Origin of the sequence: Pseudomonas sp. Larv2_ips, assembly GCF_963879675.1 — a bacterium.
GTDB lineage: Bacteria > Pseudomonadota > Gammaproteobacteria > Pseudomonadales > Pseudomonadaceae > Aquipseudomonas.
In genome coordinates this window covers 1,021,775-1,036,963 of sequence record NZ_CAWOAW010000027.1, presented here as the reverse complement: position 1 = coordinate 1,036,963, position 15,189 = coordinate 1,021,775, and the positions used below count along the sequence as shown (strand labels likewise).

Sequence of the window (15,189 nt, the reverse complement as noted above, 5' to 3'; positions counted from 1 at the left end):
TTCAGGCGCGCTGAAGACTCTGGCAAACAAGGTGTTCTCCCAATGATGAATTGGCTGCAAGGCAGCAGCGACATGGCCGAACGCGTGCGTCAGCATGATTGGGCGAGTACGCCATTGGGTCCGCTGGAAGACTGGCCCGACGTACTCAAAACGACGGTCGCGCTGTGCTTTGCCTCAAGCTTCCCCCAGTCCATCAGTTGGGGACCACACCTGATCACGCTCTACAACGATGCGTTTGTCCCCATTCTTGGCGATAAACCCTACTCGTTGGGCCGCCCGTTCAGTGAAACCTGGCGTGAAGTCTGGGATGAAGTAAGCCCCATCGCCCGCGCGGCCTTTGAGGGCCACGCGACCTATATCGAGAATTTCCCGCTGGTGATTGAACGTGGCAACGGCCCGGAGCAATCGTATTTCACGTTTTGCTACAGCCCTGTGCGCGACCCGTTGGGCGCAGTCGTGGGCATGCTCAATACCGTCACCGAAACCACCGCAACGGTATTCCTCAGCCGACGCCTGGCCGTATTGGATGCGATTGGCAGCGCGGTGGCCAACGCCACCGACGCCGAAGCCATCATGACCCTCACCACGCGCCTGCTCGCCGAGCACATGGGCGTGTCCATCTGCGCCTACGCCGACATGGAAGCCGACGAAGACAGCTTTACCATCCGCGACAACTGGGCCGCACCTGGCTCGCCGAGTATTGTCGGGCGCTACAGCCTCGCGGATTTCGGCGAGCAGGCCGTAAAGTGCCTGCGTGCAGGCGAACCGTTTGTGGTGAATGACAACCGCGTGGAGTTCAGCCCCGAGGAAGCCGCCGCCTACCAGTCGCTGGGCGTGACGGCGACGGTGTGCTTTCCGTTGATCAAGGATGGGCGCCTGACTGCATTGATGGCCGTGCACCATAAATTCGCGCGCCTGTGGTCACCGTACGACCTGGCGCTGGTGGGCGAAGTCACCGAGCGCTCCTGGGCACACATAGAACGTGTGCGCGCCGACGCCGCCGTACGCGAGGGCCTGGCCGCGATCACCGAGCTGAATGCCACCCTGGAACAACGCGTGGAAGAACGCACCGCCGCGTTGACCCAGGCTGAAGCGGCGTTGCACCAGTCGCAAAAGCTTGAGGCGATCGGCCAGTTGACCGGCGGCGTGGCCCATGACTTCAACAACCTGCTGACCATCATTCGCTCCTCGGTGGATTTTCTGCGCCAGCCGGGGCTGTCCGAAGAGCGACGCACACGCTACATGAGCGCGGTTTCAGACACCGTCGAGCGCGCCAGCAAGCTCACCAGCCAGTTGCTCGCCTTCGCCCGCCGCCAACCATTGAACCCGGAAGTCTTCGATGTGTGCGAGCGGGTCAAGAACATCGGCGAGATGCTTGAAAGCTTGACCGGCGCGCGTATCACTGTGCAGATCGAACTGCCCCGCCTGCCCTGCTATGTGCGCGTCGACCCGAGCCAGTTTGAAACCGCGCTGATCAATATCGCGCTCAATGCCCGCGACGCCATGGACGGCCGCGGCACCCTGACACTGAGCGTCGCCACGGTGGCAGCGTTGCCGCTGATCCGTGGCGATGCGCAAGTACAGCAGCCGTTTGTGGCGATTGCGCTGGCCGACACCGGCAGCGGCATTGCCGACGACACCCTCGAGCGCATTTTCGAACCGTTCTTTACCACTAAGGCGGTGGGCAAAGGCACAGGCCTTGGCCTTTCGCAGGTGTTCGGGTTCGCCAAGCAATCGAGCGGTAACGTCGACGTCGCCAGCACCCTTGGCCAAGGCAGCGTGTTTACCCTGTACTTGCCCGAAGCAGAAGCCGAGACGGTGCAGGCCAGCCTGCCACACCAGGACCGCTCGCTGGTCCACGACACCGCGCAGCGGCATATCCTGATCGTCGAAGACAACCTCGAAGTGGGCCGCTTTGCCAACCAGATCCTGCAGGACCTCGGTTACCAGACCACTTGGGCCACCGATGCCGAACAGGCACTCGCGCTGGCCGGCCCGGATGTGATGGCCTTCGACGCGATTTTTTCCGATGTGGTGATGCCGGGCATGACCGGCGTGGCGATGACCAAACTGCTGCGCCAGCGTCGGCCGGACCTGCCAGTGGTGCTGACCTCCGGCTACAGCGAAGAATTGGCCGACAGTGGGTATGAAGGGGTCGAGTTCCTGGCCAAGCCCTACTCCGCGGACCAAGTGGCACGCGTGCTGGCCAAGTCGATGCAGCGCGCCTGACGCCTACTCCGCGATCGCCACCTGGTTACGGCCCATGGCCTTGGCGCGATACAGCGCCTTGTCGGCCGTGTTCATCAGGCTGTGCAGGTCCTGATCGAGGCTGCGGGTCGTCGCCACACCGAGGCTGGCAGTCAAGCCCTGCACCGGTTCGGCGGCGAGGCCAGAGATGGCCTTGATCAGTTGCTCGGCGATAGCCCGTGCGGTTTCCAGCGAAGTATTGGGCAACAACACCGCAAACTCCTCGCCGCCGAGCCGCCCATACACATCGGCCTGGCGAAACGATGCACTGATCACCCCGCCAATCTGGCGCAAGACCTGGTCGCCAGCCTGGTGACCGTAGGTGTCATTGATGGCTTTGAAGTGATCCATGTCCATCATCAGCGCGCACAGCGGCTGCTGGTTATGGCGACATTGCGCGTACAGCACCTGGGCATGCTCGAAGAATGCGCGGCGGTTCATCAATCCGGTCAGTTCGTCGGTCTGGGCGGCGCGCGTGGAAATCGAGTGCGCACGCTCCATCTGCCGGGTCAGGCGAAAGGCTTTTTCCAGGGCATCCGCCAATTTGCGCGTGGCGCTCGCCACAAAGGTCGAGAACACCAGCACTGCCACGCCCACACCCACTTGCATCGACGAGGGCTGGAACAGCAACCACAGCGTACAGGGGAACAGCACCAGGACCATGGAGCCCAGCGTCATGTAACGGTAGGCGGAATAACACGAGACGGCGCTGACCGACATGCCCACGGTGAACAACATCACCAGCACCTGGGAGACGCGGTCGTCGGTGGGCATCACCGCCAGCGCGCCAATGCCCCACACACCCGCCGACAGCATCAATGTCACCCAGTAGCGACGCTCCCAGCGGTCGGGTGTACGTTCGCTGTTCGGGCAGCGAAACCATTGCATGAACATCTGCACGCGCAGCAGCGAGGTCACTGCCAACACCGATAACCAGACCAGCATGACGGTGTGGTCAAAGCGGTCCCAGCACAACCAGCAAAGCATGACGGCGGCCAGGTAACTGCCAAAAATGGCGGCGAAGGATTGACGAAACAGTTGATGCAAGCGGTCGGTTCGCACCAACTCTTCTATCAAACCATCCTGGTCCTGCCCACGCCCTAGGCCGTTCATTCAATACGCCTGCTTCGACTGCCGCGACAAAGGCGCCATTGTGGCACCCTGCCAGCAGCGCGGACAACCGAATCCGGCACCTGGGTGACCTTAAAGCGATTCCGGCCGCAGAATCAGCACACCCAATGGTGGCAAATTCAACGACAGCGACACCGGCTGCCCATGACGTGGCTCATCCTGCGTGAATACTTCCCCGCCGTTGCCGTAGTTGGAACCGGCGTACATGTCGGCATCGCTGTTGATCACCTCGCTCCAGCGCCCGGCAAACGGCACGCCGACGGCGTAGGCTTCACGCGGCACCGGGGTGAAGTTAGCGACGACCAGCACCGCTTTGCCGTCCTTGCTCCAGCGCAGCCAGGCATAGACGCTGTTGATCGCATCGTCGCCGATCAGCCACTGGAAGCCCTGGGGCGCATCATCCTGCTCATGCAGCGCCGGTTCCTCACGGTACAGGCGGTTCAAATCGCCCACCAGTTTCTGCACGCCCTGGTGTTCAGGGTATTGCAGCAGGTACCAATCCAATTGCTGGTCGTGGTTCCACTCGCGCCACTGCCCAAACTCGCAGCCCATGAACAGCAGCTTCTTGCCGGGGTGCATCCACATGAAACTCAGGTAAGCGCGCAGGTTGGCAAACTTCTGCCAGCGGTCACCGGGCATCTTGTCGATCAGCGAATGCTTGCCGTGCACCACTTCATCGTGGGAGATCGGCAGGATAAAGCGCTCGGACCAGGCATACACCAGGCCAAAACTCAGCTCGTTGTGATGGTGAGCGCGGTACACCGGGTCTTGCTGGATGTAATGCAGCGAATCGTGCATCCAGCCCATGTTCCACTTGTAGTTGAAGCCCAATCCGCCCTGATGGGTGCTTTGGCTCACACCCGGCCACGCGGTGGATTCTTCGGCGATCACCAGTGCGCCCGGCGCTTCCAGCGCCACCACGTCGTTCAAATGACGCAGGAAGTCGATGGCTTCCAGGTTCTCGCGACCGCCATGGCGGTTAGGCACCCACTCGCCGGCTTTGCGCGAATAATCGCGATACAGCATCGAGGCCACGGCATCCACCCGCAGGCCGTCGATATGGAAGTGTTTGAGCCAGTGCAGCGCCGAGGCCAGCATGAACCCGTGCACTTCGGTGCGGCCCAGGTTGTAGATCAGCGTGTCCCAATCCTGATGGAAGCCTTCCAGCGGGTTGGCATATTCGTACAGCGCGGTGCCGTCGAACTGGGCCAAACCGTGGGTATCGGTCGGAAAATGCGCCGGAACCCAGTCAAGGATCACACCGATATTGGCCTGATGGAGGGCGTTGACGAAGAAGCCGAAATCTTCCGGCGAGCCAAAGCGCGCAGTCGGGGCAAACTGCGACAGCGCCTGATAACCCCAGGAACCGCCGAACGGGTGCTCCATGATCGGCATCAACTCAACGTGGGTGAAGCCCAATTGCTGCACATACGGAACCAAGCGCTCGGCCAGCTCGCGCCAACCGTACTGGCGAGAGACTTCACCGGCCTCGTCGAGCTCACACTGCCAGGAGCCGACATGCAGCTCGTAAATCGACAACGGCGCCGAGGGCTTCTGCTTGTCGGCGCGCGACTGCATCCACTCATGGTCTTGCCAGTCCACCTGCAACGGCGCGGCGACTTTCGAGGCGGTGTCAGGCGGCAGCTGGGTCGCCAGCGCCATCGGGTCGGCCTTGAGCGGCAGAATGCCGTGGGCACCGAGAATCTCGTACTTATAGGCCGCGCCCGGTTGCAGGCGCGGGATGAAGATTTCCCAGACGCCCGAGGGGTGACGCAACCGCATCGGATGGCGGCGGCCATCCCAGATATTGAAATCACCCACCACCGACACGCGCCGGGCGTTCGGCGCCCACACGGCAAAGCGCACACCTTGCACGCCATCGACGCTGGTCACTTGCGCGCCGAGGCAACTGCTCAGGTCGCGGTGATTGCCTTCGGCAAACAGGTACAAGTCCATTTCACCGAGCAGCAACTGGCTGAAACTGTAAGGGTCTTCTGTGATCTGCTCGCCGCCGGCCCACTGGATTTTCAGCAGGTAGCTTTGGCGCGTCTTGAAGTGGCCGACAAACAAACCTGGCACCGGGCTGGCGTCCAGGTTGCCGAGTGTCTCACCGCTGTCTCGCGCCAGCACCTGAACACTCAGGGCTTCGGGCAGAAACGCGCGGATGAACTGGCCGCCTTGCTCGTCATCATGTGGCCCGAGAATCGAGAACGGGTCATGGTGCTCGGCGCGTACCAGTGCTTCAACGTCCTTGGACGCCGGCATTGCAGTCAGTTTCGGTTGCAGCGGTTCTTTATTTGTAAAGCTCATGACGTCTCCCCACCGCGTGCAGTTTTCGATATAGGTGTTAGCCCGCCGAGCAGACCGTGCAAACCTTGCAACGGCACCGGCAACCAGGTCGGGCGATTTTCCGCTTCGTAGGCCACTTCATACGCGGCCTTTTCCAGGCTGAACAACGTCAGCGCAGCGCTTTGGCCTTTGGCATCCTGCCAGTCATGCGCCAGTGTAGACGTCGCCTGATGATAAGCCTGGGTAAATGCCTGACGTGCTTCACTCAAGTACCGGTCGGTCACGCGCTTGCGGGCAATGTCCGCTTCGGGCGAGTGATCCACACCTTGCACATTCAAGGCCATGGCGGCGGCGTAATCGAACGAGCGCAGCACGCCACTGACATCTTTATAGGGGCTGTGCTTGCCGCGTCGCTCATGCAGCGCACGCGCCGGTTCGCCTTCAAAGTCGATCAAGTAAGCATCGCCCTTGACCACCAGTACCTGGCCCAGGTGCAAGTCACCATGAACCCGGATCCGCAACCCGCCGGCCGTGGCTTTCGCCAGGGCCTGAACGTGCGCGCCGATGGCTTTTTTCTGCGTCAGCAATTCACTGACCAGCGCCTGATCGGCAGGGTTCAATTGACTTTGATGAAGCTTGAGCAAGTGCAGCGCGCGGTCGATCTGCGCGCCAACGTCCTTGGCCCAGGCCTGGGTGTCCTTGACGCTCGTGACTTCGGGTTTGAAGTCTTTGTTGGTGGTTGTCGCCGCCAAGACCGCGTGCATCTCACCCAGGCGCTGGCCGAGCAAACCGGCAAAGTCCTGCAGTTCGCCAAGGGCGTTGTAGTGCTGTTCCTGTTCGGACATGGCTTCGGCCAGCTCGTCACGAATCGCCCGCTCCAGGCTATTTTGCGTCCAGGCCCACGCATCGCCCTGGTTGCTGAGGTAGCCCTGGGCAATCATCAACAGGTTGTCTTGCCCTTCACCGTCACGACGCACCATCGAGCCCAACAACGGCGAGATGTTGGGGTAACCGGCTTCGGTCAGGTAAGCGCTCATTTCCAGCTCCGGGTGCACGCCGGCGCTGACTTTGCGGATGAGCTTGAGCACCAGGCTCTCGCCCACGACCACCGAACTGTTGGACTGTTCGGCGGACAGGTAGCGCACCTGCGATTCGTCGTTCAGTTGCAGCTTGGCCAGATGCGGCGTGGCCTCAAAGCGCAAGTCACCTTCGCCGGTGTTCAGCACGGTGCCGGCTTGCAGGCCATGGATCACCGCGCGAATAAAATGCTCAAGGCTGAAGGCGTCGGTTACCAGGCCGACCTGACGCGCACGGCGTACACGGGCGAGTGCCAACTGCTGCGGCAACGCGCTGGTGAACTGGTCTTCGCCCAGAAAGCCGAATGGCAGTTGATAGCGGCTGACCTGGCCAGCGCTGCTCACCTCGATTTCGCTGAGCAGCACCGGGTGCTGCGGGTCGCCAAAGCGCACGCCGTAGGCAATGCGCACGCTGTCGATGGCCGTGTCCTTGCCGGCAAACCAGCGCCGCTTGGGCAACCAGGTGGGCAACGAGGTTTGTTCCAGCGTGCTGCGGCACGGTTCTTCGAGCAGTTCTTCCATGCGTTTTTTCAATACCAGGGTGGTGAAGTCCGGGATGCTCTGCGCCGGTTCCACATGCCAGCTCGGCATCTGGTTTTCCGCCGCCAGCACAAACCAGTAGAAACCGTAAGGCGCCAGGGTCAGCAGGAAATTGAGCTGGCCAATGGGTGGGAAGGCATTCCCGCCGAGCATCTCCACCGGCACCATGCCGGCGAACGCCGACAAGTCCAGTTCGGCGGCCTGGGCACTGCGTGACACGTTAGCCACGCACAGGATGATTTCCGTGCGGCCATCTTCGCCGGTGAATTCACGGGTGTAGGCCAGGATGCGGCGGTTGCTCGGCGAGAGCATTTTCAAGCTGCCACGGCCGAAGGCCTTGGACTGCTTACGCACCGCGAGCATGCGCCGGGTCCAGTTCAGCAACGAGTGCGGGTCCTGAGCCTGGGTTTCGACGTTGACCGACTGGTAGCCGTAAAGCGGGTCCATGATCGGCGGCAGCACCAGGCTTGCCGGGTCGGCGCGGGAAAAGCCGCCGTTACGGTCGATGGACCACTGCATCGGCGTACGCACGCCGTCGCGGTCGCCCAGGTAGATGTTATCGCCCATGCCGATCTCATCGCCGTAATACAGGGTCGGCGTGCCCGGCATCGACAACAGCAGGCTATTGAGCAGTTCGACACGGCGGCGATCACGTTCCATCAGTGGCGCCAGGCGTCGACGAATACCCAGGTTGATCCGCGCGCGACGGTCGGCGGCGTAGTAATTCCACAGGTAGTCGCGTTCTTTGTCGGTGACCATTTCCAGGGTCAATTCATCGTGGTTGCGCAAGAAGATCGCCCACTGGCAGTTGGCGGGAATCTCCGGGGTCTGGCGCAAAATATCGGTGATGGGGAAGCGATCTTCCTGGGCCAGCGCCATGTACATGCGCGGCATCAGCGGGAAGTGGAACGCCATGTGGCATTCATCGCCGTCGTCACCCTTTTTGTCACCGAAGTACAGCTGCGTGTCTTCCGGCCATTGGTTGGCCTCGGCGAGCAGCATGCGGTCGGGATAATGCGCGTCGATCTCGGCACGGATCTGCTTGAGGACGTCGTGAGTTTCCGGGAGGTTTTCGTTATTGGTACCGTCGCGTTCGATCAGGTACGGAATGGCGTCCAGGCGCAGGCCGTCGATGCCCATGTCCAGCCAATAACGCATCACCGACAGCACCGCCTTCATCACCTGCGGGTTGTCGAAGTTGAGGTCCGGCTGGTGGGAATAGAAACGGTGCCAGAAGTACTGACCGGCGACCGGGTCCCAGGTCCAGTTGGATTTTTCGGTGTCGAGAAAGATGATGCGGGTGCCGTCGTATTTCTGGTCGTCATCGGACCACACATAGAAGTCGCGCGCGGCTGAACCCGGCTTGGCCTTGCGCGCACGCTGGAACCAGGGATGCTGGTCGGAGGTGTGGTTGATCACCAGTTCGGTGATGACCCGCAGGCCGCGTTGGTGGGCTTCGGCAATAAACCGCTTGGCGTCGGCCATGGTCCCGTAGTCGCTGTGCACGCCACGGTACTCGGCAATGTCATAGCCGTCGTCGCGGCGTGGCGAGGGGTAGAACGGCAAGAGCCAGATGGTGTTCACGCCCAGGTCGGCGATGTAATCGAGCTTGGCGATCAGCCCGGGAAAATCACCGATGCCGTCGTTGTTGGAGTCGAAATAGGATTTGACGTGAACCTGATAAATCACCGCGTCCTTGTACCAGAGCGGGTCTTTGATAAAGGTGGCAGCCTTGGGTTTCTTCGCCATTGGAAACTCCTGAAAATTCTGAAAAAACCAACTGGTGGAACACGCTCCCAGCAGGCGCCGTGTGTCGACGCCTGCAGGTGACTGGCTGGTTTCAGGAGCTGGTGATTCTCCAAATTCCAAACGGCATGTGCGGCTCCAGCCGCGTCCACTGATTCTTGCCGTACCAGGTCCAGCGGTGCCCGTTCATCAAGTCTTCGCCTTGGGTCTGGGCGTCGTCCGGCAAGCCTAGCTCCCACAGCGGCAACTCGAAATGGGCTTCCTGGGCATTGAACGGGTCGAGGTTCACCGCGACGAGGATGAAATTGCTGCCGTCTTCACTGCGCTTGCCGAAGTACAAAATGTTGTCGTTCCAGGCGTTGTAGAGCTTCAACCCCAGGTGCGTTTGCAACGCGGGATTCTGCCGGCGGATACGATTGAGCTGCGCGATCTCGGCAATGATGTTGCCGGGCGCCGTGAAATCGCGCGGGCGGATCTCGTACTTCTCTGAATCCAGGTACTCTTCCTTGCCCGGCACCGGCGCGGCTTCGCACAACTCGAACCCCGAATACATGCCCCACAGGCCCGAGCCCATGGTGGCCAGTGCGGCGCGGATCAAGAAACCCGGCCGCCCGGATTCGTGCAGGAAGCCGGGGTTGATGTCCGGCGTGTTGACGAAGAAATTCGGTCGGTAGCACTCGCGCCAGGGCGATTCGTTCAATTGCGCAAAGTACTCGCTCAACTCGGCCTTGGTATTGCGCCAGGTAAAGTAGGTGTAACTCTGCGAATAACCGACCTTGCCCAGGCGCGCCATCATTGCAGGCGTGGTGAACGCTTCGGCGAGGAATATCACGTCAGGGTGTTTGCCGCGCACGTCGCTGATCAGCCATTGCCAGAAGGGCAGCGGTTTGGTGTGAGGGTTGTCGACCCGAAAGGTCTTCACGCCCTCTTCCACCCAGCCCAGCACGACGTCGCGCAACTCAGTCCACAGGCTCGGAATCGCGTCGGCGGCATAGAAGTCGACGTTGACGATGTCCTGGTATTTCTTCGGCGGGTTCTCGGCGTATTTGATCGTGCCGTCCGGGCGCCAGTTGAACCAGCCCGGGTGCTGCTTGAGCCACGGGTGGTCCTGGGAACACTGGATGGCGAAGTCCAGAGCGATTTCCAGGCCGTGGTCGGCGGCGGCCTTGACCAACCGACGGAAGTCATCGCGGCTGCCCAGTTGCGGGTGGATGGCTTCATGGCCGCCCTCCTCGCTGCCAATCGCGTACGGGCTGCCGGGATCATCGGGGCCGGCGGTCAGGGAGTTGTTCTTGCCTTTGCGATGGCTGCGCCCGATGGGATGGATCGGCGGGAAGTACAGCACGTCAAAGCCCATGTCATGGATCATCGACAGCCGAGAGTGCACGTCGTTGAACGTGCCGTGGCGGGCAGGATCGTCGGTGATCGAGCGCGGAAACAGCTCGTACCAGCTGGCAAACTGCGCCGCCGTGCGCTCGACATCAACCGGATAGACCGGGCTGACGCTCAAGTAGGCACGGTGGTCGGCCTGGGTCATCAGGTGTGCACTGTCTTCGTGCAGAAACTGCGCGACCTGCTCGGTTTCCAGCAAACCGGACAATTCGTGGTGCAACAGCATCAGGCGATCGCGCAGCTCGTTGTCACTGCGCTCGGCGGCCTGCAACACCAGACCGCGACCTTCCTGCAGCTCAAGGCTGACTGGCACGCCGGCCTCGTGTTTTTTGCGCAGCTCATAACAGAAGCTGGCAAAGGTATCGATCCAGGCTTCGATGCAATATTGGTGGGGGCCTTGCTGCGTCACGGTGAACGCGCCTTCCCAGCCATTGTTGCCGACGTCGGTCATCACCACGCTGTGCCAGCTTTCGTCCTGCAACGGGCGCCAGCGGATCAGTACGGCAAGCTTGTCGTGGCCATCAGCAAAGACCTTGCTGGTGACATTGATGCGCTGGCCGACCACGGCTTTCACGGCAAACTCGCCGCCGTCGATCACGGGCGCGGTACTTTCGATAGCGATCCTGGGCAATAACAACGCCTGGGACAGCGGCAAAATGGAATCGTCTGGAGCCAGTGTTTCAGCAGTCATCGAGCATCTTCCCCTTACGCCCTGTGGACGCTCTTTGCTTGATCCGAATTCTGATATGGCAACGCTCTCCCTGAGCAGGGCCGTAATAGGTCCGAGCCTGGCGTCAGGTGAAAAGTTCAGGTGGATATGTCGCCATTGGGCGGGGAATCAATTCCCCCAGGCGGATGTCCACCGCAAGAGCAAAGCACAAAGGAGGCCACACCGATGAATATCCCGATTCCGGCTGAAACACCCGATCCGAACATCGACGACCCAACGTTACCGCCCGCTGAGCCGAAGCCGATCCCTGAACAGGAACCCCCTGAAAACGATCCACCGCCGGTGCAGGAACCGCCAACGAGCGAGCCGCCGGCCATTCTGTGACCAGATCCTTATAGGTTCAGCGTCCGCTCGCAAGGCACGGCGGGTACTGCCGACGCAGTACTGGCCGTTGAACCGTGACTCGCGAGCAGGCGTTGACGCAGAAAATTCCCACTCACTTGAAAGGCAAAGCCCTAATTCCAACCGATGTGATCGTTCTCATACTGATTTTGCGCTGACTTCATTTCCAGGCCCCTGGCCCCAGCGCTCGTCCGATTGGTTTTTGAGGATTCATCATGTCGATTATCCAGCAGCCGTCTCGCGCCCGCGCCGAACTCATCCCAGGCCACCTTCATTCCCACCCCATGCCGCCATCACCCGTGAGCGTGTCTGCTCAAGCGCTGGACGCCCTGCTCCGGTCGGCGCCAAACACCACCCGCGAGCCGATGCGTGCAGATGGAGCCGCACCCGCCGACCAGGCTGCGCTGGAAAAACAGCTCAAGCAACTCTGCGACCACCTGGACCGCAAAACCGTTGAGCGCCTGATGCGCGACCCTGAGTCCAGCGAGTCAAAAGACACCTTCAACACCATCGACAGGCTGTTGACCCCCGACAACCTCAAGTGCCTGTTGAACGGCCCCAACGCAACGTCCTGTATCAAGATCCTCGCCAGGATCGAAACCCAACTCAACAAAGGTTCGCTTGACACGGTCTTGAGTCCCATTGAAACCGAGCAGGTCGGCGCCTATCGCAGCTATGTGGAGGCGGCGCTGTTCGCGTTGAAAGCCAGCTTGATGAAAGCCTCACCGAGCAGTCGCTTTGATATGGTTCGCGCGTTCTCCCGCCAGGAACACGCGCCCCTGACGAGCATTCAGGACTATATGCATAGCCTGCAGGTTAAGAGCAAACACCTCTGCGACATTGCCACTCAGGTCCGGAAGGTGACCGAGCCGTTGCAATATGCGCATCTTGAAGATTGGCAGCGACGGGACCTCTACGAGTCCGACTGTAAAAACCACCCCAAGACCTACAGTTTCACTAACACGCTTGAGTCCACGCTCGAGCACCCGTGTGAAATCAGGCACTTTGTCACCGACCGGGACAAGCTGGACGTCACCGGCATTCGCCGGCAACTGAATAAACCGCTGCACTGGGTCAACCAGTTATCCGGCGCCAGTGGTGAGATGCAGTTGAAATACTCGCGTGCGCACAACGCCAGCGTGCTGGTGATTGCCGGCAACCAGGGGGAGCCTGCGCTGGTTGCAAAGATATTTGGTCAGGTCAAAGAAAACGATCTACTCACCTGATCGGCGGTCATCCTCAATCTCGAATGCCCTGACGATCCGGGGCATCACGCTGAATACCGCCAAGGCCAGCAAGGTACTGAGCACCGCTGTCGATTCGCGGCCCATGCCGGCGGCAACCCCGATTGCCGCAGTCATCCACAGGCCGGCAGCGGTGGTCAGGCCTTTGACGTGCTGGCCCTGCTCATCTTCCTTGCCTTTGAGAATGGTGCCGGCGCCGAGAAATCCGATGCTGGCAATCACGCCTTGAAGCACCCGGCTCATCGCATCCGCCTGGCTGCCGGACGTCTGCGGCACCAATACAAACAGCGCGGCGCCCAACGCCACCAGCATGTGGGTGCGTACACCGGCCGCCTTGCCCTTCTGTTCCCGTTCGAACCCGAGAATACCGCCCAGCAGCGCGGCGATCAGCAAGCGCACGGTGATCTGGGTGAGTTGTTTCGCATCGCCGATGTCGGCAAATTCGGCTTGCAGGGTTTGCCACACTTCGCTCCACCAGGCATCCATGGAAAGCGGTCCTTTGTGATTATGGGTCTAGCATGGACAACGGCGACCGCCAGTCAGTTGCCTGGAACGCCGGGCAACCGGGTGAACCCTAATGATCACCCGCCAATGGAAAAGGAGATCACCATGCCTGTACGTATCGATAACCAGACGTGCTACTTCAAGGTCGATGAAAACGGCCAGGAGCGCAGCCTGCCTGCGCCCGAGGTGACGGTCAGTACCGACAGCCTCAAAGCCATGTCTTTTGTGACGCTGGATAACGACAGGATCTACATCACCGAGGCCGAAGCCGATGCTTTGACCGTCGCCGGCGCCGTGGATGGACGCAAACACTTGAAGGCGACCGACAGTGATTCGGTGATTTGATTGATCTGTATCAATGTGCGCTGATTGGCGCTGCGCTCCTGGCGCCACGGAGTGCAGCGACCGGCCACAGCCTTGTAGACGAACCCCATCTGATCCGCTTTTTATCGCCCTAGCTGAGTCTGTTATGCACACAGAGCGGCGTCCATAGTTCATCCGCCTGATGGAGGCTGATGAGCGAACGACCATGAGCGAAAGAATCCCAACCGTGGAAACCTTTGAGCCCATACACCCAAAGAAGGTGAAGGCCAAATCCAGCGACAACCTGATCCATACCCGCAGCTTTACCGGCCTGTTTCGTACCTTGCGCATAGCCGGCGCCGCGGTGCTGTTCCTGGCCTTTTTCGGCACCGTATGGCTGAACTGGGGTGGGCGCCAGGCCGTGCTGTGGGACCTGGCCGAGAGCAAATTCCACATCTTCGGCGCAACCTTCTGGCCCCAGGACTTCATCCTGTTGTCGGCGCTGCTGATCATCTGCGCCTTTGGCCTGTTTGCCATCACCGTGTTCGCAGGCCGAGTATGGTGCGGCTACACCTGCCCGCAAAGCTCGTTTACCTGGCTGTTCATGTGGTGTGAAAAGGTCACCGAAGGCGAACGTAACCAGCGCATCAAGCTCCACGCAGCGCCGTGGAGCCTGAACAAGCTGGCGCGGCGCTCGGCCAAACATGCCTTGTGGCTGGGCATCAGCGTGTTGACCGGGTTGACGTTTGTCGGCTACTTCACGCCCATCCGCCCTTTGGCCTTGGAGCTGCTGACGTGGCAAATGGGCGGCGTCAGCCTGTTCTGGGTGCTGTTTTTCACCGCGGCCACGTACATCAATGCCGGCTGGCTGCGTGAAGCGGTGTGCATGCACATGTGCCCCTATGCGCGCTTCCAGAGCGTGATGTTCGACAAGGACACCCTGACCATTTCATACGATGCGGCGCGTGGAGAACACCGCGGCCCGCGCAAACGAGACGTGACGCCCGCCGACGTCGGCCTGGGTGACTGCATCGACTGCCAGCTGTGCGTGCAGGTGTGCCCTACCGGCATTGATATCCGCGACGGCTTGCAGATGGAGTGCATCGGCTGCGCGGCCTGCATCGACGCCTGCGATTCGATCATGGACAAAATGGGCTATGCCCGCGGCCTGGTGAGCTATACCTCCGAGCATCAACTGCAGGGCGGCAAAACCCACCTGCTTCGGCCGCGACTGATCGGCTACAGTGCCGTGCTGCTGGTGATGATCGCCGCACTGGTGGTGGCCCTGGTAGGACGGCCGATGGTGTCGCTCGACGTCACCAAGGACCGCGGCATGTTTCGCGAAAACAGCCAGGGCTTGATCGAAAACATTTACAGCCTCAAGGTCATCAACAAAACCCAGCAGCGCCAGGACTATCGCCTGGCGTTGGTGGACGCCGAGGGTTTCGTGCTGCAAGGCAAGACCGAGCTCAGCCTGGCGCCGGGGGAAATCAGCGATGTGCCGGTGTCGGTGGCATTGTTGGCCGACAAGCCGGCGAGCAGTTCACAGACCCTGCGGTTCAAGGTGACAGACGTGGATGAGCCGTGGATCTACAGTGCGGCCGACAGCCGCTTTGTGGCGCCGATGAACCGCTGAGGTCTAACC

At 60.9% G+C, this 15,189-nt stretch carries 10 protein-coding genes; 5 read left to right on the top strand and 5 right to left on the bottom strand.

Translation table 11 applies throughout. The features are described from left to right. Positions 1-42 precede the first annotated feature (42 nt). On the top strand, positions 43-2,229 hold the full coding sequence (locus AACV02_RS21635; RefSeq protein ID WP_119741922.1) for a response regulator: 2,187 nt from the start codon (positions 43-45) through the stop codon (positions 2,227-2,229). Between the two features lie 3 nt (positions 2,230-2,232). Here AACV02_RS21635 and AACV02_RS21630 read toward each other — a convergent pair whose 3' ends face one another. The 4 genes from AACV02_RS21630 to AACV02_RS21615 form a co-directional block, all read right to left on the bottom strand. Continuing rightward, positions 2,233-3,360: a GGDEF domain-containing protein gene (locus AACV02_RS21630; protein ID WP_119741920.1), complete on the bottom strand. Its 1,128-nt coding sequence runs from the start codon at positions 3,358-3,360 to the stop codon at positions 2,233-2,235. A gap of 90 nt (positions 3,361-3,450) precedes the next feature. Beyond that, positions 3,451-5,688 (bottom strand): 1,4-alpha-glucan branching protein GlgB, encoded by a 2,238-nt coding sequence (gene glgB / locus AACV02_RS21625; RefSeq protein WP_119741918.1) that lies wholly within the window; start codon positions 5,686-5,688, stop codon positions 3,451-3,453. Beyond that, a complete protein-coding gene (treS, locus tag AACV02_RS21620; RefSeq protein WP_119741916.1) occupies positions 5,685-9,032 on the bottom strand; it encodes a maltose alpha-D-glucosyltransferase in 3,348 nt (1,115 codons plus the stop codon). Before treS ends, glgB begins: the two co-directional genes overlap by 4 nt. A gap of 91 nt (positions 9,033-9,123) precedes the next feature. Next, complete coding sequence (locus AACV02_RS21615) at positions 9,124-11,112, bottom strand: alpha-1,4-glucan--maltose-1-phosphate maltosyltransferase (protein ID WP_119741914.1); 1,989 nt, start codon at positions 11,110-11,112, stop codon at positions 9,124-9,126. Between the two features lie 204 nt (positions 11,113-11,316). Between AACV02_RS21615 and AACV02_RS21610 the strand changes: the two genes are divergently transcribed. After that, on the top strand, positions 11,317-11,475 hold the full coding sequence (locus tag AACV02_RS21610) for a hypothetical protein (RefSeq protein WP_164487928.1): 159 nt from the start codon (positions 11,317-11,319) through the stop codon (positions 11,473-11,475). Positions 11,476-11,708: 233 nt separating this feature from the next. Continuing rightward, complete coding sequence (locus AACV02_RS21605; RefSeq protein ID WP_119741911.1) at positions 11,709-12,719, top strand: M10 family metallopeptidase C-terminal domain-containing protein; 1,011 nt, start codon at positions 11,709-11,711, stop codon at positions 12,717-12,719. On the opposite strand, the gene AACV02_RS21600 is transcribed toward AACV02_RS21605, so the two are convergent. Continuing rightward, on the bottom strand, positions 12,708-13,223 hold the full coding sequence (locus AACV02_RS21600) for an MgtC/SapB family protein (protein ID WP_119741909.1): 516 nt from the start codon (positions 13,221-13,223) through the stop codon (positions 12,708-12,710). The two genes, AACV02_RS21605 and AACV02_RS21600, sit on opposite strands and share 12 nt — an antisense overlap. Positions 13,224-13,346: 123 nt before the next feature. Between AACV02_RS21600 and AACV02_RS21595 the strand changes: the two genes are divergently transcribed. After that, complete coding sequence (locus tag AACV02_RS21595) at positions 13,347-13,586, top strand: DUF3203 family protein (RefSeq protein ID WP_119742811.1); 240 nt, start codon at positions 13,347-13,349, stop codon at positions 13,584-13,586. 184 nt (positions 13,587-13,770) lie between these two features. Continuing rightward, positions 13,771-15,180, top strand: coding sequence for a cytochrome c oxidase accessory protein CcoG (gene ccoG / locus AACV02_RS21590; RefSeq protein WP_119741907.1), 1,410 nt, complete (start codon positions 13,771-13,773; stop codon positions 15,178-15,180). Positions 15,181-15,189 lie beyond the last annotated feature (9 nt).

Excerpts from the sequence above, each read along its gene's own strand:
- AACV02_RS21635 (WP_119741922.1), top strand. The coding sequence starts at position 43 with ATGATGAATTGGCTGCAAGGCAGCAGCGACATGGCCGAACGCGTGCGT.
- AACV02_RS21630 (WP_119741920.1), bottom strand. The coding sequence starts at position 3,360 with ATGAACGGCCTAGGGCGTGGGCAGGACCAGGATGGTTTGATAGAAGAG.
- glgB (WP_119741918.1), bottom strand. The coding sequence starts at position 5,688 with ATGAGCTTTACAAATAAAGAACCGCTGCAACCGAAACTGACTGCAATG.
- treS (WP_119741916.1), bottom strand. The coding sequence starts at position 9,032 with ATGGCGAAGAAACCCAAGGCTGCCACCTTTATCAAAGACCCGCTCTGG.
- AACV02_RS21615 (WP_119741914.1), bottom strand. The coding sequence starts at position 11,112 with ATGACTGCTGAAACACTGGCTCCAGACGATTCCATTTTGCCGCTGTCC.
- AACV02_RS21610 (WP_164487928.1), top strand. The coding sequence starts at position 11,317 with ATGAATATCCCGATTCCGGCTGAAACACCCGATCCGAACATCGACGAC.
- AACV02_RS21605 (WP_119741911.1), top strand. The coding sequence starts at position 11,709 with ATGTCGATTATCCAGCAGCCGTCTCGCGCCCGCGCCGAACTCATCCCA.
- AACV02_RS21600 (WP_119741909.1), bottom strand. The coding sequence starts at position 13,223 with ATGGATGCCTGGTGGAGCGAAGTGTGGCAAACCCTGCAAGCCGAATTT.
- AACV02_RS21595 (WP_119742811.1), top strand. The coding sequence starts at position 13,347 with ATGCCTGTACGTATCGATAACCAGACGTGCTACTTCAAGGTCGATGAA.
- ccoG (WP_119741907.1), top strand. The coding sequence starts at position 13,771 with ATGAGCGAAAGAATCCCAACCGTGGAAACCTTTGAGCCCATACACCCA.